This is a genomic window from Mycobacterium sp. (assembly GCF_035570115.1).
In the GTDB taxonomy this organism is placed as follows: domain Bacteria; phylum Actinomycetota; class Actinomycetes; order Mycobacteriales; family Mycobacteriaceae; genus Mycobacterium.
The window spans coordinates 45,150-61,732 of sequence record NZ_DATMLH010000325.1 but is presented as its reverse complement, the minus strand read 5'-3'; the positions used below and the strand labels follow the sequence as shown (position 1 = coordinate 61,732).

Here is a 16,583-nt window from a genome sequence, read left to right as displayed (position 1 = left end):
GAAAGTACGGTAGCGAAGCTGGTCGTCCTCCACGGGAGGTGTACGGCGATCCGTGGTCCACGCTGAGCCTGTTGCGTTGGAAGACGTCGATTGGGCAGACGGGACGCTTCCAGAAGTGGTCATGGTACCTCCCGTCAGTCGTTCATTCTGTAAGACCATCTATGACCGTTGACGATCGTTCTTAATTGCGGCCGGTCATCCCGTCTCGAGGCAGTGACCGATGACAAAACGCTCGATACAGACAATTATGAGACAGAACAACTTAAAAAACAACATCTATCTGCTCCATCACAAGAAGCGTTCGTCGCCCGGGGCGCTTCGACTCCCTTCGAATACCTATTAGAAATTCTCGCTCCAGATCGTCACTGACGGTGGGATGTTCGCCGCGGAATCGACCTGCGGTTCTTCAAGAAGATCGTGCCTAAACGCTGGCCCACCGCGGACCTGGAGCCGCTGAGGGTGTCCGCCCCCGAAAGAGCTTGCTGCGAGCAGTGGTTATCATCAGCGGCTCGACGCGATCATGCTCGTCTCCTACAACATCCTCAACACGTGAATGACCACTCGCAGAAAGCTGACTCGCACGGGCCGCTGTGCCCGTCATCAGCACCGGCTAGACGAAAAACACTCCGCCGGGAAGGGGGCAAAGATGGGAAAGGCGCGCTCGGCCCGGGCGGTGTGGAGGGCCAATCGTCCGCCCGCGATCGCGGCCATGTTGATGGCGTTGCAGGTTTCCCCGTCGACTTTGCTACGTCGTGATCCCAAGGGTTTGACGATGCCATGGCCAGCGCATACTATTTGAGACGCGAGTGCTCAAAAGAGGGAAGCGGCGAGATGTCATTGGGTTACCTCGCTACAGGCGTGCTACTGGGTCACGGCAGCCATCCTTGCGGCAGCCAAGCGCTAACCAATATCCGCGGGCTGTTCAAACGCGTTGGCCGCCGGAGGTTCTGATGGCAAAGCGCAGACCGCCGAACGGTGGCTGGGAGCTCACGTCAGGCAGTTCCACCGCCGGCCACACTCCAAGCTACGGTTTCGTTGAGGAGAGTCCGCGTCCGCGCGGCCGCCCGCGCACCGAGATTGACCCCGATGCGGTCGCCGATGCGGTGGCGAAACTTTTCGCGGAAGGCGGGATGGAAGCGGTATCGATAGTCAGCACTGCGCGAGAGCTGGACCTGTCACGGGCGACCTTGTACCGGGCTATTCCGACGAAGGAACACCTGCTCGGAATTCTGTTCGAGCGAAGCACCCGTGAACTCACCGAGTTGGCCACAGCGACGATGGAGGCCAACATCCCCGTGGCCGAACGCCTGCGCCGCTTGGTTGAGCTTCAAGTTGACGCCGCAGCCCGGATGCGCCATTACCTCTCGGTTTTCTTCGGCAGTGCCGATCTTCCGGCGGATGTGGTCGACCGGTGGCACGCATGGAGTCGCGAATACGAGGGATTGTGGACTCGATGCGTCGGAGAGGCGATGGATGCGGGTGTGCTGGACAGTACCAACGTCATCGTGGCCACCCGGCTGATCCTGGGTATGTGCATCTGGGTGTCGCGTTGGTACCGGCCGAACGAAGGCATCGCCACCGCCAACATCGCCGCGTCAGCGATCGCGTTGTTGTTCCCAGATGGTTAATGATTGCCCAACGCCGGTGCGGATGCCGCGCCGCGCCATGAGCGGAATCGTTGCGGACGTGCACATTCCCAAGGTGCCCAAGAGCGTCATCAGATAGAGCGGGTCATCCGGGTAGCACTCTTGGCCACCGCCCACAAGGCCACGCCGGTTACCAAGGCGCCGAGGCAGTGGGTAGTGCACTGCGCTTGATTCGCAGTGGGCGCGAGCTCCTCGCGGCCGAACCGAATTGTCTGCACGAAGAGGACGATCGTGGCGGCGAAAAGCAAGGGAAATGATCGCACAATCATTGTTGATTCAACGATCACTTCTAGGCTACGGTGTGACTGATGGCAACAGATGCGAGGACAGCAGTTGTGGGCGGCGGTATCGCCGGGCTCGCCGCCGCGCGACGGATCCAGCAAGCGGGCGGTACGCCGGTGGTGTTCGAGGCCGAGGATCGTGTCGGCGGCCGGATCAAGACGATCCGACGCGGCGAATTCGTTTACGACGTTGGGGCGTTCATCTATCTCGGCAGTTACGTCGAGGCCACGCAGGAAATGCGTGAGGTTGGCCTCGGCACGCAGATGCACAAGTTCAACGCCTTCGGCGCGCTGCCCCGTGGAGGTGAGCTGAACTTCCTCGACCTCAGCAAGCCACTGAGCCTACTGCGAACGCCGTACCTGTCCGGCCGGGCCAAGCTAAAGCTGGCCAAGCTTCTGTTCTTCCTGGCCAAGCATTGGAAAGACCTCAACTACACCGACGCGTCGGGTGTTGCCGCCATCGACACGGATACCGTCACCACATACGGTCGGCGCGAACTAGGCGAAGAGGTCCTCGATTATGTTGCCGCCGTGGTGGTCCGGGGACCGTGGTTGAGCGATCCCTCCTACGCGTCGGTCGGTCAGCTGCTGTGGACCATGAAGAATTTCTTTAAACCCTATTTCTATGGGCTCGACGACGGCATGGATGCGTTGCCGCGCGCGATGGCGGCTCAGCTCAACGATGTTCGGCTCGCGACACCGGTCGCCAATGTGACCGATGCAGGTGATCGCGTCGAGGTTACCTTCAGCCGAGACGGTGCAGAGCACACCGAGGAGTTCGCCAACGCCGTCGTGACGACGACAACGGATACCGCGCTGGAGATTTATCCCCAGATATCGGGATTCGCCCGCGAGTATTACGAGAAGACCGACTACATCTGCAGCGTCAACTGCCACATCGCGTTGTCCGAGCGGCCGTCGAACCCGGCGACATACATCATGTGTTCCCCGCGCGAGCAGCCCGACCTGTGTGGCGTGATCGTCGACCACCTCAAGGCCAACAACCGATGCCCTGACGACAAGGGGATGATCACGACCTTCTGCCGCCATGAATGGTGCCTGGACAATCTGGACAGTCCTGACGAGAAGGTCATCGACGCCGTGCTGGGCTTCGTAAAGCCCTACTACGGAGACCTCAGCTCCAACGTCGTCGACTACGAGATAGGACGATGGCGCAACGTCGTTCCGATCATGTACGAGGGGCGTTTCCGCGCGGTAGACCGCTTCATGCGCGAGACCGACCCGGCCGCCCGCGTACAACTGGCCGGCGATGTCGGGCCGATCCCCGGCGTCAACGGCGCCTTGGTGTCCGGCCAAGCCGCGGGGGATCGAATCGTCCACCAGATGACCGCGGATAAGAAGGTGTCGACGTGAGCACCGCTTCGTCCGCGCCGACCAGACAACTTCCGGTTGCGGTCGGGGAACGACCGGTGGTGGCGGTCAAGGGGTGGGCCGCCCTCGGCGCGGCGGTGCTCGCGTTCCAGCTGTTCGTGCTGGTGCGGTGGATCAGCGGCCCGTATTTCAAGTCGGTCGATCCCGGCCCGACCCCGCTTCCCGGGTGGATGAAGGTTGCGCTGACGTTCTGGCAGATCGTTTTGCCGATCGCCGGTTTGGTGATCCTGTATCGGTTTGTGATACGCCCGTGGTGGCGCGAACGGCGCATCGGGCTCGACGGGCTGATGGTCGTCGCGTTTCTTGTGCTGTCCTTCGACGACCCACTCAGCGCATACATCGGCCACTGGTACACCTACAACGCCTGGCAGGTGAACATGGGCTCGTGGGTGAACAGCCTGCCCGGTGCGCTAACCCCCGGCACGCCGACCCACCAAGTGGCTTATCCGCTCCTCATCGTGCCCGGCGCCTACATGGTGATCTTCCTACTGGTGACGATGATGGGTGCGACGATCATGCGCCGCGCGAAGGCACGCTGGCCCGGAATCTCGCGACTGGGTCTGGCCGCGATTTGTTTTGCGGTCATGGTCCCGTTCGACATCGTTTTCGAGGGAATTGTCTTCATGCCCATGGGTTCCTGGGAGTATCCGGGCGGGCACGTCAAGATTTTCGCCGGCACCTACCACGCGTATCCGCTCAACGAGGCCTTGACCACCGGCCTGATTTTCACAATGTTCGCCTGCATCAAATACTTCACCAACGACCGCGGGCAATCACTGGCCGAGCGGGGAGCCGAACAGCTCGGCGGCGGGCCGGTGCGCGTCACGGCGGTCAGGGCGCTAGCGGTGATCGGACTGGTCACGCTCGCGATGACGGTCGGCTACACGATCCCGAACACATGGTTCGGTGCCCACTCCACCGCGTGGAATCGGGACATCCAAACCCGGTCGTACCTCACCTACACCTGCGGCGAAGGAGCGGGCATCGCCTGCCCGGCACCCGATATCCCGCTGCTGCGCAACGACAACCGCGACCAGGGTGCCAACGGCCGCGACTTCGGGCGAGACTACCCGCCGCAGTTTCGATACAACCGCGGGTAGCGGCGAGCAATCACGACCGAACCACAAGCGACCTCACGATGAGCGATAACGCATGCTGAAGTGGCGTCTTGACTCGGTATTCGTCTTTATCGGAATGTTTTTGATCGGCTGCGTGCGGTTAGATCAATCCCGGATGCGCAGCACGACTTTGCCCTTGGCGGTGCGATTTTCCAAAGATGCGACCGCGGCGGCGGCCTCATCGAGCGGATAGACCACTGGCTCGGGGGGATGCAACTGGCCCGAGCCGAGCAGCGGCCCCACCGCCGCCCATTGCTCGGCCAGCGCATCGGGGTGCGTCAGCGTCCAGGCGCCCCAGCCAACACCGACCAAGTCAATGTTGTTGAGCAGCAGCCGGTTTACCTTCACGGTGGGAATCTCACCACCGGTGAAGCCGACTACCAACATCCGTCCCCCGGGGACCAGCGAGCGCAGCGAATCCGTGAACCGGTCGCCGCCGACCGGGTCGAGGACAACGTCGACGCCGCGGCCGCCGGTCAACTCCTTTACCGCGTCCTTGAAGCCCTCGGCCAACACCACGTCGGTCGCGCCGGCCGCCGTGGCGATCTGGCCCTTCTCCTCGGTGCTGACCACCGCGATGGTGCGAGACGCGCCGAGCACGGATGCCAGCCGCAGCGCCGACGTTCCAATCCCGCCGGCCGCCCCATGCACCAGCACCGTCTCGCCCCGCTGAAACCGGCCTCGAACACTCAGCGCGAAGTACACCGTCAGATCGTTGAACAGGACGCCGGCGCCCGCCTCGAAGGTCACGTTGTCCGGCAGCTTGAACGCTCTGTCGGATTGCAGGACCGCCACTTCGGCCATGCCGCCGGTGAGCATCGTCAGACCCACGACTCTGTCGCCGGCACGGATATGTGCGTTGTTTGGTGCGGACCGCACCACCCCGGCGATCTCCGATCCGAGCACGAACGGCGGCTCCGGTCGGTACTGGTAGAGGCCGCGGGTGAGCAATGCGTCCGGGAATGCCGCGCCTGCGGCGTGCACGTCGACGACGATGCCATCCCCGGTGGGCTCCTCGACGTCAGTCACCTCGATCCCGTCCGGTCCGTCGAGCCGAGTCACCTGTACCGCGCGCATGCTACCTCCGTCAGTGGGACCTGTTTGGGCGTCAGCTGCCCATCGAATCCAGCGCTTCTCGTTGGACGGCCCGCCGCTAGGTCGCGATCTGCGCGTACTGCGTGCCGTACCGCCTACGGGCGGCGGCCGTGAGGTCGGGCAGGAACTGGGTGGGCCAGTTGCCGGGTGCGGGGGAGTAGGAGCCGAGCACTCGTCGGGCGACGATGTCCTGGTGGACCTCGGTCGGCCCATCCATGAGCCCATAGGTCGGCACTGATTGCCATAGCCGCGCCAGGGGAGTCTCGTTCGACGCGCCGAGGGCGCCGTGCAGGTGCAATGCCCGTTCGACGACATCGTGGGCCACGCGGGCCATGGCGACCTTGCATGCGGAGACGTGCTGCATGGCTGCGACAGCACCGTGGGTGTCCATCTGCCATGCGGCATGCAGCACCAGCAGGCGGAACTGTTCGAGCTGGATGTACGAGTCGGCGATGCCGGCCCGAACGACGGGATTGTCGGCGAGGGGTCCATTGAAAGTCGTACGGGACAAAGCTCTTTCGCAGTGCATGTCGAATGCGCGCTTGGCGAAGCCGATGCTGCGCATGGCGTGGTGCAGTCGGCCGCCGGCGAGGCGGGCCTGTGCGATGTGGAAGGCCTTGCCCCGCTCACCCAGCAGCGCATCGGAGCCGACGCGGACGTCGGTGTAACGGATATGCGGGTGGTTGCCGACGCCGAGGGGATCGCCGATCATTCCGGTTTCGCGGATCCGTTCGATGCCGGGGGTCTCGGCAGGCACCAAGAACATCGACATCCGTTCGCGGTGTCCGGCGTCTGGATCGGTTACCGCCATGACGATGAAGAATGCCGCGTTGCGCGCATTGGAGGTGAAATACTTTTCCCCGTTGATGATCCAGTCCTCGCCGTCTTGCACCGCAAGGGTGCGGAACAGGCGCGGATCCGCGCCGCCGTGGGGCTCGGTCATCGAGAAGGACGAGAAGATCTCACCATCCAGCAGGGGTTGCAGATAGCGCCGTTTCTGTTCCTCTGTGCCAAACTTGGCCAGGATCTCGGCGTTACCCGTGTCGGGTGCTTGACATCCGAAAACAACGGGACCCCAAGCCGTTCGGCCCAGGATCTCGTTGATGAGTGCGAGCTTCACCTGGCCGTAGCCTTGACCACCGAGCTCGGGTCCGAGATGGCATGCCCACAGACCGTGTTCGCGCACCTCCCGTTGCAGTGGCCGCACGATCGTGGCCAGCTCGGTCGACAGGGGCGCATAGATGACGTGCTCAGCCTGATGAGTCAGATGGTCGAGCGGCTCGACCTCGTTTCGGACGAATGTGTCCATCCAGTCGAGCTTTGCTTGAAATTCGGGTTCGGTGCTGAAGTCCCACATGCTATTTCGTTCCTACTTTTCCGGATAGATCGACGTCGGCCACCTCAAAGCCCTTTCTCGATGAAAACCGTTGCGTTGTCCCGCAACCCGACCGCCATAGTGTGCGGCAGATCGGCAGTCGTCCGAGGGGCTGACGTCCGAGTTCACGAGTTCAGTCACGCACAGGACCGTACAGGCATATGAATTGAATTGCAATGCGGGTGCATTACTCGATAGTATGACGGCGCCATGTCTACACGGGAACGTCTGCTCGCAGCAGCCGAGGAGCTCTATGGCGGGCAGGGAATCGATGCGGTCAGCCTGCGCGAGATTCAACGGGCTTCCGGGGTGAAGAACGCCACCGCGTTGCAGTATCACTTCGGCGACCGGGCCGGACTGCTGACGGCGGTGTTGGAGAAGCACAGCTATGACGTCGAGCTGCGCCGTCATGCACTGCTGGATCGCTACGAGGCGGCCGGTGACCAGAACGTACGCGCGCTCGCCGAAGCGCTTGTTCAACCGCTGGCGTCGAAACTGGCCGAATCTACCGGCGGCTGCGCTTATCTATGCATCTATGCCGACTTGATGAACCGGCGGCAGCCGATCCTTCCGCCCGGAGATCTCGAGGATCACGGCGACAGCATTGTTCGCTGGCGCCAACTCGTCGACCCCTTCCTGGACCGCACTGCTGCGCAGCTGCACCGGCGCCTTGTCGTCATACGTTTCGTCATCGGCGAGTTGGCACGCCGGGCCGCGACTGCGCCGCACACCGACGACCGGGTCTTCATCAGCCAACTCATCGACCTTGTTGTCGCCATGCTCACGGCCGCAGCGTCGCCCGAAACTCGTCGGATCGCCGAGTCACGCCGTCACGACTAGAAAGCCAGCCGCTGTCAGCCCGCTGGAACGAATGCCGGCAACAGAAACTCCCGCAGCATCTCCTCGTGCTGGGGATCTGAGGGGTCGACCAGATCGAGCCTGCCGATCAGGATCAATTGCTGAAACGCCAGCCAGGCGCATGCCTTGTGCACGTCGATGCCCTCCCTCATCTCACCGTTGCGCTGAGCGGTGGCCATGATCGGGCTCCACAGTTCATAAGTCAGGTCGATTACCGCTTTCGAGTTGCCCAATATGCCGGTGGCGAGGTTGAGATGCTCGGGGCTAACGAGCAGCCTGACCATGGGATCCCGGCGGCCATGGTCGACCAGGTACACCATTCCCTTGACCAACTTGTCGGCAAACGTGGGCTGGGAGTCGAGGTAAGCACGGGCGCGGTCCAACAACATCCTTGAGCGCCGGATCACCACAGCCAGGATCAAACTGTCTCTGTCGGCAAAGTAGCGGTATACCGTCGCGCGAGTGACCGATGCTGCCCGTCCGATGTCGTCCATGGTCGTCTTGGCGACCCCATAGATCTCGAAGCATTTTTCGGCTGCGGCAATCAGCTGTTCCCGCGACTCCTCAACGGTCGCACCCAGTACGTTCCTCTGCGGACGCACAGTAACCACTCCCTCATCGCCGCTACGGTTTGGAGATCGAGTATCACATGTCCACTTATGTATTGCTGTCTTACGGCGACATTCCTCAGCACTACCGGCTGACACAGCTAGGGATCGTTCAGCTTTGCGATACATGATACAATTCTCGTCGTAAGTTCCACGACAAGACGCGTCGCGTGGCGGACGGAGTGTTCGATGCAGGACCACAACAAGGCGGACGTCAAGAAGCGGCTGATCGGGTTCATCGACTCGCGAACGACTGACTATGCCGCCTCGGAGGTCTACGTCCCCGCCGATGTGTTCTTCGATGAGGCGCGCCTTCGCCGCGAGGTGGACTTTGTCAGAACGATGCCGACGATCGTCGCCCATGGTTCCGAGCTGCGCGACCCCGGGACGTTCGTCACTGTCGACTGTTGCGGTGTACCGATTCTTGTCGTACGGCAAGATGATGGCAGTCTCAAGGCGTTCAGCAACGTATGCCGGCACCGCGGTGCGAAGGTCGAGGATCAACCCGTCGGCCGCCGCAAGATGTTCAGTTGCCCGTACCACAGGTGGTGCTACAACAGGGACGGCTCAATTCGGGCCATTCCTTTTGACGACGGTTTCGCCGCGATCGACCGCACCGCCCATGGGTTGATCGAGCTTCCCGCCGACGAATACGCCGGATTGGTGTGGGTTGTGCCTACGCGGGGCGAGCCGCTCGACATGGCGAAATTCGTTGGATCCGACCTTTCGGATGACGTCGCCGCATCCGGCATCGCGAGCGCCGAACTTTATCGGCAGGAAACGTTCGTTGTTGACATCGACTGGAAAGTTGTGATGGATGGCTTCCTCGACGCGTACCATCTGCAATTCGTTCATCCACAGACGGTCGGGCCGTTTTTCCACACGAACATCTACACGTTTGACGCATTTGGGAAGCATTCACGTCTCTTCGTCGCTCGCCGGGGGATCGAAGATACGCGGGATGACGCTGCGGAATTGAACTTCACCGATTACGCGATCGGCAATTTCACTTTGTATCCGGGTACCATCATGACGATCGAACCGAGTCATTTCGAGATCTGGTCGGTGCGTCCGGACGCGACCGACTTTCGACGCTCCGTTGTGCAGTTGAGGTTCCTCGTTCCCGAGCTACCACGATCCGCCAAGCAATCTCACTACTGGGATAAGAATTGGGACCTGCTAGTCAAGACCGTTCGCGAAGAGGACTGGGTAGTTGCGAAGACGATTTCTGACGGCATCGCTCACGGCAACGTGGAGTCAGTGGTGTACGGCCGCAACGAGGCCGCGAACCAGCACTTTCATCGGCAGCTGTCGGCAGACCTGCCGCCGGTCGGGGCTGGCCGCTAACCGCTACCGACGAACCGATATCAACCCGAGATCGGTTGGCAGACTGTCATAGCCGAGCTCGATGAGCCTGGCCACGTAGTCGGGTTCTCGGTTGTCATTCACCAGCATTCCGTGCTGTCGAATCCGCGGCGCGAGGACATCAAGCACCGAGCGAGCCCGCGACGGCGCAGACAGATCGGGCCAGCCATCGATGAGGGCAATATCAAGATCGACCAAACCTGGGACGCCGGCCAGTTCGGTTGCCGGGTCACCGCCGTATATCTGCACGAAATCGTCGAGCCCTGCCTTGGCTACCGCCTCGCGGGCGAGCCGCCGGTACTTTTCGCGCGGCTCGACTCCGACGACCCGTCCGCCGCAGTTGTCGCGAATAGCGGCACCAAGATAGAGCACCGGCGCACCTGCTGACACGGGCACGCACACGGCGAGACGTGCGTTCATTGCCCTGGCCATGATGTAAATGAATTCGCCTTGCGCGGGTCGAAGTGAGTATCCGAAATCCCCAGAGAGCTCCTCCGAGTACGGATCGCGCGGATCCCACTGCTGTTTGGCGATGTCGGCACGCACTTGCGCGTCGTAATACATCCGTTCTAGCAGGAGCTCGATTTGCGGGTCTTCCAGAACGTGTGAGGTGCCGGCGAGGATGCGATTCCTGGCTATCTCATTCATGATCTGCGGGGTGCGTTGCCAGGAATCTCGAGAAGACGTCGGTCATCGGGCCGGGGCGTACCGTGGTCATCATCGCGGTGTTTTCCGCATCGTATCTCGCGCGTAGGTCTCGTCCCGGGCCCGCCTGGAGTAACTGCTTGACGGCGCGGACCCCTTCGGGCGGCAGCGCAGCTACCTGGCTCGCGAGAGCAATTGCGGCGTGCCGTACGTCGGAGAATTCGACCAGACGATTGAGCAGGCCGATTCGCTCTGCTTCTGTCCCCTCGACCACGCGAGAAGTCATGAGCAGGTCCTTGGTCCTGGACCAGCCGATCAGCTCGTCTAACACCCAGGTGAGGTTCGCTCCTCCGTACTGGGAAGCCGTGATTTTGAATCGTGTCTCAGCGCAGCCGACGCGAAGGTCTGCCGTGACAGCCAATAGCGCGCCGACGCCGTAGGTAATTCCTTGCAAGGCAACAACAGTGGGGATCGGTGTCGACGCCCAGTGCCACAGCCATTCCTCTCGCTCCAACTGGACAAGGGTGTGTTGTTCCTCGCTCATCCGTGCGAGCTGGTGAATGTCCCAGCCCGCGGAAAACGCGCGGTTGCCGGCGCCGCACAACACGAGGCATCGGACGGCCGCATCATTCTCCGCCTCGGTCAACCGGCGCTCGATGGCGGTCTGCACTTCCACGGACACGGCGTTGAGGACTTCGGGCCGGTTGATCTCGAGGACCAAGACGCCGTCGGCGAGCAGCTCGTGTCGCAGCAGCGTCATGTCTCGGTTCCCGTGTAGGACAGGCCAATACGCAAAGGAAGCTTCTCCAGTCCGCGGGCTTCTCCCATCGCCCACCGCACCCCTTCGGGATCGGCCAGCGAGAAGTCGCCAAGTAAGTGGATCGACCGCTCGATCGCGACCTTGATCATGAGTTTGGCCAGGTGCGATCCGATACAGCGGTGCGGCCCCATACCGAAGCTCAGGTGCTTGTTCGGGAAGCGGTCAATGACAACACTTTCCGCGTCGTCGAAGACCGATTCGTCGCGATTTCCCGACCCCCACAACAGAAGAACTTTCTCGCCCGCGTGCAGGGGGCAGCCGGCGAGTTCCGTGTCTTGTGTAACCGTCCGCGCTAGTGCCTGGATCGGCGAGGTCCATCGAAGGAACTCATCGATCGCTCGGTCCATCGCGTCTTCGTCGTCCAACAGCGCCTGGCGGACGTCGGGGTGCTGAGCGAGGTAGTAGATCGATCCCGCGATCGCGCTCGAGGTGGTGTCCAGGCCACCGAATAACAGCAGCAGGGTGTAGATGATGATCTCTTCGTCGCTCATCGGGCGGCCGTCGATGTCGGCGTCGAGCAACAGGCTGAATAGGTCGTCTCTGCGAGGCTCGGCTCGACGCTGTGCGAGATGCTCGGTCAAGCGAGCGAAGACGTTGCCGGCCGCTTCGGCGACGGCGGTGTCGTCGATTCCGCGCAGATGGGTAAGTGCGTGCATCCACGGGCCCAACGTCGCGCGATCCGAATCTGGAAATCCAATGGTGCGCAACGCAACAAACTGAGGGAACGGGGTGGCGAGCACTTCGCAGAAGTCGATCTCGCCACTGGAACCGGCGTGCGGAGCGAGAAGCTCGTCGGCCAGTTCGCGGATCTCGGCTTCACGCTCCTTGACAGCCTGCGGCGCCATCGACACGTTGAGGATCTTGCGGTACTGATGATGTAGTGGTGGGTCGACATCTGACGGGATCAAGTTGGGAAAATCGTGGCGGGGTAACGAATTACCCTCACCAGAGCAGAAGAGTTCTGGCGTTCGCGCCGCTTCGCAGATGTCGCTATAGCGGGAGACGATGCGAAATCCGCCGTATTTTTCGCTGCGGGCGAGTCCGCGGATCTGTCGCAATGCATGCCATACGGGGTCGGGATCGTCGGCATGCTCTTGGCTGAAATGATCGAACGCGGCGGGATCGAATTCGGTTCTCTCAGTTTCATGAACGGTCATGGTTCACACTCCCAGTTGCAAGGGATTTCTAGGCTTAGGCTGACATTTCGGGTAAGTCTCACGTTGAGCTGGTGCGCATATACTCGGCAGCATCGAATTCTTCGCGCAACGTTCGCCGGAGGATTTTTCCATTCCCGCTCCGCGGCAGTGGCTCCGATCGGATCTGGATATACCGTGGCCGCTTGTAGTCGGCGAGGACCGTTCGACAGTAGGACAGCAGCCCGTCGAACTCGACTTCGCTACTTCCGACAACGATGGCCACGGTCTCGCCCCATCGCTCATGGGGTACCCCGAAGGCGGCAATCTCGGCAACACCGGGATAGTCGGAGATCACTTTTTCGATCTCGGCCGGATAAAGGTTCAGCCCGCCCGAAATGATCTTGTCGTTTTTTCGATCGACGACTTGCAGCAGGCCGTCGTGGCCTTTGTAGCCGATGTCCCCGGTGCGCAACCATCCATCCACCCGCGATGCTGCGGTTGCTTCCGGGTCGCGCCAGTACCCAACACAGACCTGAGGGCCCTTGACCTGGATCTCACCGATTTCCCCGGCGGGTAGCTCCACACCGTGGTCGTCGGCGATGCGCACCGCGGTATGCACATTGGGAAGACCGGCCGAGTCCGGTCGCTGAATTGCCAGCTCCCTCGGAAGCATGCATACGCTGCCCGATGCCTCCGTCAGCGCGTAGGCCTGTCGGATCATCACACCCTTGGCCTGGTACGCGCGCAACAGCGCTTCTGATACGGTCGCTCCCCCCGTGACAGCCGTGGTCAGGTGTGACAGGTCGGCCTCATCAAAGCCCGGGGCTGAGGCGATTTGCTCAAACATCACTGGAACGCCGGTCATCGCGGTGACGGGCACCGACGTGATCAATTCCAGTGCCCGAGCCGGCTCAAAGGCGTCTTCGAGAACCAAGGTTCCGCCGACCCCGTAAGCGCCGAGAAAGTTGTTCACGATCCCACCCGTGAAGGCGAGCGGCAGACAGCACAGCAGTGCGGTCGAGGTCGTCCAATCATTGGCCCGAGACCACTGGGTGACGTGAGCCAGGATGTTGGCGTGAGTGAGCATCGCCCCCTTGGGTTTTCCGGTGGTGCCCGAGGTGAAGCTGATGATGGCTACGTCGTCCGCTGCGACGCGGCCTGGGGTCCCCGCCCGCGGTGATGCTGCCAACGTGTCGACCGAGAGTTCTGGTGGCGCAGCGTTATCCAGGGAAATCTGGACGATGTCCGGTCGGTCGGCCGCCAGCGGCGCGTACCGTTCGGCACGCGCGGAATCGTAAGCAATGCAGCTGAGTTGGGCGTCGTTGACGACGGGTAGCAACTCGCTGCTGGTGAACCGCAAGTTAAGCGGGACGACGATCGCGCCGATACGCAACGCGGCGAGGGCGAGTTCGCACCACGCGAGGGAGTTCGCCGCATAGATACCAATCCGGTCACCGTGGCAGGTTCCAAGGGCGTTGAGGCCACCGGCAATCCGTGCCGTTCGGTCTTCTAGCTCGCTCCACTTCATGGTCGTCTCGCGGGTGCGGATTGCGGGGGCTTGCGGCCGCCAGACCGCCCAGTACTCGCAAAGTTCGCCGAGGTTCACAGGACTCCAGAGATACATAGAACAGAGTTTGTATTATGTTGATAGACCGACTATAGAACAAGGGTGCGGAGTGTCAAGGGTTCTTCGCTGACCTTGACCACAGTGAGATTGCGCCGAGTGGCGACAGCGACGTCCGGAAGCCGTGCGCCGGATCGCGCACATAGGCCGCGTACCAGGCAGCCCGCGATGAGCTGAACAAAACTCCGCCGTTGCGCAACCGCGCGGTGAGCACGCCGAGGAGCGCGAGGAATCTGTCGGTGGGTTGCGCAGGCGGGGTGACGAATACGACGTCGATTTCCGCGGGCACCGTGGACATGCAGGGTTCGACCGAATCGACTGCGACGAGCTCGGCGACCCCGGTGAGCGCATCGGCCGACAGCCGCTGATCGATCGAGTTCAGCACCGACGGGTCACCGATCGATATCACGCGACCCCCGGTGGCCTGGACGACGCCTGCGAGCGCTGCTGTCGTTGCCCCGTCGCGGGCCTGCAACTCCACCACGGTCCGCGCGCTCAGCGCACGGCACAAGAGTCGAGCGAAATCGTTGTGCGGGTCCTGCCCGGAGGCGTGGGAGAGCGGATTGTGCAGATCAGATCCTTCCGATCGTGCGGCCGGCTTATCACCGTTCAACGCGGGACGTCAGCATCATATATCAATTATCGTATTATGTCTCATAACGTGGATGCTGCGGCGGGTGAACTTCCATTGGAGTTTCGGACGGCAAGCCGGGAGGGCGCATTCGCCGAGCTCGACCGCCGCCTGCCTCGCTACGTCATCGACAATCCCGGCACTTGCGCTGGCATGGCGTAATACAGGATTCGACCAATATCTCGGCGGTAGCGCCGAGAGCCAACCGCCGCGCAGACCCGGTCAGCCGCTTGGCAGTCCTGGTAATAGCGTCGGCAGCCGGTCAGCACAGGTGCGATACGTGAGGCGAATATTGTTATATGTTGACACGTCGAACGCCACCGCGGTACGGTGCCGTGAGGGATTGCCTCTCGGGCCCTGCGCAGAGCCGTATCTATGGGCGTGAACGTCCTCCATCTCCGGGCGGCGACACGATAGGAGATCTCATGGGAAGGCTCGACGGCAAAGTTGCCTTCATCACCGGCGCGGCCCGGGGGCAGGGCCGTTCGCATGCCGTACGTCTTGCAGAAGAAGGCGCGTCGATTATCGCCATCGACATATGTCAGCAATTCCCAACTGTGTTTTACCCGATGGCCACGCCAGGCGATCTCGAGGAGACGGAGCGCCTGGTCAAGGAGGTCGGTGGCGCGATTTTGACGTCGGTCGGCGATGTCCGGAACCGACCCGACGTACAAGCCGCGTACGACGCGGGCATTCAACAGTTTGGCAAAGTCGATATTGTCCTGCCTAACGCTGGGATCATGCCGGTTCTTGAACCGGGGGATAGGCCACAGGCCTGGCATGACGCCATTGACGTGATGCTCACAGGCGTGTGGCATGTGCTCGAGGTGACGGTTCCGGGCATGATCGAACGCGGCGAAGGCGGATCCATTGTGATCACTAGCTCGGCGGCGGGCTTAACGAGCATTGGTTTGAATACTTTTCCCGGTCAAGCCGGATACTCCGCGGCCAAACACGGCGTGGTCGGTCTTATGCGCCTGTATTCGAATCAGCTCGCCAAGCACAGCATTCGAGTCAACACCGTGCATCCGACCGGGGTGAACACACCAATGGTCGCGAACGCGGAATATGAAGCCTTTGTCAACTCGCATCCCGAGGTCGCCAACGACCCGGCGTACAAGAACCCGATGCCCGTCGAGCTGATCGAGGCCGTCGATATCAGCAACGCTATCGTCTTCCTCGCTTCCGACGAGGCGCGATACATCACCGGTGTCACGTTGCCGGTCGATGCCGGGTACAACAATCGCTGACCGATGTTGCGGGGCGTGAGCAAGATACGCACGCGCCGTCACAAGGACGGTCGAAACGTCTAATTCACGGTTTGGTTGGTCCCAAGCAGGGCCGGCGCAAAGAACGCCTGAAGCTTTTGGCGGAACCTGTCGATCGATCCGGTTCCGGCAGTCAGTTGGCTGATGTACATCATCTCCAGTTCGGCGATCCATTCGTACAGCAGAGCCAAGTCGATGTCTGAACGGAGCGCACGCGATTCTTGTTCGGCGACCAGAATCGGCTCCCACAGCTCGCGCGTGAGTTCGATCGCTTTACCCGACGTAGCGAGCAGGGAGGTAGCCATCATCATTTCGGGCGGCGAAACCAATTTGTGGATCATCGGGTCGCGATGACCTCGCTGCACGTCATGCAGAATGCCTTCCACAATCCTCTGTTCGGTGGTGGGCCATTGCAAGATGTACTCACGGGCTGCTTGCATGTTCAGGCGGGAGCGTCTAACGACGGATTCCAAGATCAAGCTGTCCCGGTCGGCGAAATACCGGTATACCGTCGCCCGGGATAGATTCGCAGCACGCGCAACATCTTCCATCGTCGTTTTCATGATGCCAAATCGCGCAAAGCACTTTTCGGCGGCGGCAAGAATGCTCGAGCGCGGGTCCGCGGGAACCTCTCCGTGGATAACTGAAGCCACGTGGGCAACACTACCGCCGGATCGCCTTACAAATACCGCAGACATGACCCGTGATATGTAACGCAGCT

Annotated in this window: 15 protein-coding genes; 6 read left to right on the top strand and 9 right to left on the bottom strand. The window is 61.6% G+C overall.

Features of this window, described 5'->3' with window-relative positions; genetic code table 11:
- Positions 1 to 950 precede the first annotated feature (950 nt).
- The 3 genes from VNW74_RS30510 (at position 951) to VNW74_RS30500 (ending at position 4,419) form a co-directional block, all read left to right on the top strand.
- The gene (locus VNW74_RS30510; protein ID WP_325683889.1) at positions 951 to 1,628 is read left to right on the top strand and encodes a TetR/AcrR family transcriptional regulator; all 678 of its coding nucleotides are present in this window, start codon (positions 951 to 953) and stop codon (positions 1,626 to 1,628) included.
- 326 nt (positions 1,629 to 1,954) lie between these two features.
- Positions 1,955 to 3,301, top strand: a complete 1,347-nt coding sequence (locus VNW74_RS30505; protein WP_325683887.1) for a protoporphyrinogen/coproporphyrinogen oxidase — start codon at positions 1,955 to 1,957, stop codon at positions 3,299 to 3,301.
- Entirely contained in the window at positions 3,298 to 4,419 is a 1,122-nt protein-coding gene (locus tag VNW74_RS30500; protein ID WP_325683885.1) for a spirocyclase AveC family protein, read from the top strand. Before VNW74_RS30505 ends, VNW74_RS30500 begins: the two co-directional genes overlap by 4 nt.
- A gap of 123 nt (positions 4,420 to 4,542) precedes the next feature.
- On the opposite strand, the gene VNW74_RS30495 is transcribed toward VNW74_RS30500, so the two are convergent.
- Both VNW74_RS30495 and VNW74_RS30490 read right to left on the bottom strand, forming a co-directional pair.
- Complete coding sequence (locus VNW74_RS30495; RefSeq protein WP_325683883.1) at positions 4,543 to 5,514, bottom strand: NADPH:quinone oxidoreductase family protein; 972 nt, start codon at positions 5,512 to 5,514, stop codon at positions 4,543 to 4,545.
- A 76-nt stretch (positions 5,515 to 5,590) separates the two neighbouring features.
- On the bottom strand, positions 5,591 to 6,889 hold the full coding sequence (locus tag VNW74_RS30490) for an acyl-CoA dehydrogenase family protein (RefSeq protein ID WP_325683881.1): 1,299 nt from the start codon (positions 6,887 to 6,889) through the stop codon (positions 5,591 to 5,593).
- Between the two features lie 228 nt (positions 6,890 to 7,117).
- Here VNW74_RS30490 and VNW74_RS30485 point away from each other — a divergent pair, with 228 nt between their 5' ends.
- Positions 7,118 to 7,747: a helix-turn-helix domain-containing protein gene (locus VNW74_RS30485; protein WP_325683879.1), complete on the top strand. Its 630-nt coding sequence runs from the start codon at positions 7,118 to 7,120 to the stop codon at positions 7,745 to 7,747.
- Positions 7,748 to 7,761: 14 nt separating this feature from the next.
- On the opposite strand, the gene VNW74_RS30480 is transcribed toward VNW74_RS30485, so the two are convergent.
- A complete protein-coding gene (locus VNW74_RS30480) occupies positions 7,762 to 8,367 on the bottom strand; it encodes a TetR/AcrR family transcriptional regulator (protein ID WP_325683877.1) in 606 nt (201 codons plus the stop codon).
- 195 nt (positions 8,368 to 8,562) lie between these two features.
- Between VNW74_RS30480 and VNW74_RS30475 the strand changes: the two genes are divergently transcribed.
- Complete coding sequence (locus VNW74_RS30475; protein ID WP_325683875.1) at positions 8,563 to 9,720, top strand: aromatic ring-hydroxylating dioxygenase subunit alpha; 1,158 nt, start codon at positions 8,563 to 8,565, stop codon at positions 9,718 to 9,720.
- A gap of 3 nt (positions 9,721 to 9,723) precedes the next feature.
- Here the strand turns inward: VNW74_RS30475 and VNW74_RS30470 are convergent, their stop codons facing one another.
- Genes VNW74_RS30470 through VNW74_RS30450 form a run of 5 tightly spaced genes read right to left on the bottom strand, consistent with a single transcriptional unit; the run spans position 9,724 to position 14,576 of the window.
- On the bottom strand, positions 9,724 to 10,386 hold the full coding sequence (locus VNW74_RS30470; protein WP_325683873.1) for an O-methyltransferase: 663 nt from the start codon (positions 10,384 to 10,386) through the stop codon (positions 9,724 to 9,726).
- Complete coding sequence (locus VNW74_RS30465; protein WP_325683871.1) at positions 10,379 to 11,143, bottom strand: enoyl-CoA hydratase/isomerase family protein; 765 nt, start codon at positions 11,141 to 11,143, stop codon at positions 10,379 to 10,381. The genes VNW74_RS30470 and VNW74_RS30465 overlap by 8 nt, the downstream gene beginning before the upstream one ends.
- Positions 11,140 to 12,360 carry a cytochrome P450 gene (locus VNW74_RS30460; protein ID WP_325683869.1) on the bottom strand — a complete coding sequence of 407 codons (1,221 nt, stop codon included), beginning with the start codon at positions 12,358 to 12,360 and terminating at the stop codon, positions 11,140 to 11,142. Before VNW74_RS30460 ends, VNW74_RS30465 begins: the two co-directional genes overlap by 4 nt.
- A 58-nt stretch (positions 12,361 to 12,418) precedes the next feature.
- A complete protein-coding gene (locus tag VNW74_RS30455) occupies positions 12,419 to 13,963 on the bottom strand; it encodes a class I adenylate-forming enzyme family protein (RefSeq protein WP_325683867.1) in 1,545 nt (514 codons plus the stop codon).
- 55 nt (positions 13,964 to 14,018) lie between these two features.
- On the bottom strand, positions 14,019 to 14,576 hold the full coding sequence (locus VNW74_RS30450; RefSeq protein WP_325683865.1) for a hypothetical protein: 558 nt from the start codon (positions 14,574 to 14,576) through the stop codon (positions 14,019 to 14,021).
- Between the two features lie 443 nt (positions 14,577 to 15,019).
- Here VNW74_RS30450 and VNW74_RS30445 point away from each other — a divergent pair, with 443 nt between their 5' ends.
- On the top strand, positions 15,020 to 15,844 hold the full coding sequence (locus VNW74_RS30445; protein WP_325683863.1) for a mycofactocin-coupled SDR family oxidoreductase: 825 nt from the start codon (positions 15,020 to 15,022) through the stop codon (positions 15,842 to 15,844).
- A 59-nt stretch (positions 15,845 to 15,903) separates the two neighbouring features.
- Here the strand turns inward: VNW74_RS30445 and VNW74_RS30440 are convergent, their stop codons facing one another.
- Positions 15,904 to 16,515, bottom strand: a complete 612-nt coding sequence (locus tag VNW74_RS30440; RefSeq protein ID WP_325683861.1) for a helix-turn-helix domain-containing protein — start codon at positions 16,513 to 16,515, stop codon at positions 15,904 to 15,906.
- Positions 16,516 to 16,583: the final 68 nt, after the last annotated feature.

Coding starts and splice junctions, on each gene's coding strand:
- VNW74_RS30510 (WP_325683889.1), top strand. CDS start 951: ATGGCAAAGCGCAGACCGCCGAACGGTGGCTGGGAGCTCACGTCAGGC.
- VNW74_RS30505 (WP_325683887.1), top strand. CDS start 1,955: ATGGCAACAGATGCGAGGACAGCAGTTGTGGGCGGCGGTATCGCCGGG.
- VNW74_RS30495 (WP_325683883.1), bottom strand. CDS start 5,514: ATGCGCGCGGTACAGGTGACTCGGCTCGACGGACCGGACGGGATCGAG.
- VNW74_RS30490 (WP_325683881.1), bottom strand. CDS start 6,889: ATGTGGGACTTCAGCACCGAACCCGAATTTCAAGCAAAGCTCGACTGG.
- VNW74_RS30485 (WP_325683879.1), top strand. CDS start 7,118: ATGTCTACACGGGAACGTCTGCTCGCAGCAGCCGAGGAGCTCTATGGC.
- VNW74_RS30475 (WP_325683875.1), top strand. CDS start 8,563: ATGCAGGACCACAACAAGGCGGACGTCAAGAAGCGGCTGATCGGGTTC.
- VNW74_RS30470 (WP_325683873.1), bottom strand. CDS start 10,386: ATGAATGAGATAGCCAGGAATCGCATCCTCGCCGGCACCTCACACGTT.
- VNW74_RS30465 (WP_325683871.1), bottom strand. CDS start 11,143: ATGACGCTGCTGCGACACGAGCTGCTCGCCGACGGCGTCTTGGTCCTC.
- VNW74_RS30460 (WP_325683869.1), bottom strand. CDS start 12,360: ATGACCGTTCATGAAACTGAGAGAACCGAATTCGATCCCGCCGCGTTC.
- VNW74_RS30455 (WP_325683867.1), bottom strand. CDS start 13,963: ATGTATCTCTGGAGTCCTGTGAACCTCGGCGAACTTTGCGAGTACTGG.
- VNW74_RS30445 (WP_325683863.1), top strand. CDS start 15,020: ATGGGAAGGCTCGACGGCAAAGTTGCCTTCATCACCGGCGCGGCCCGG.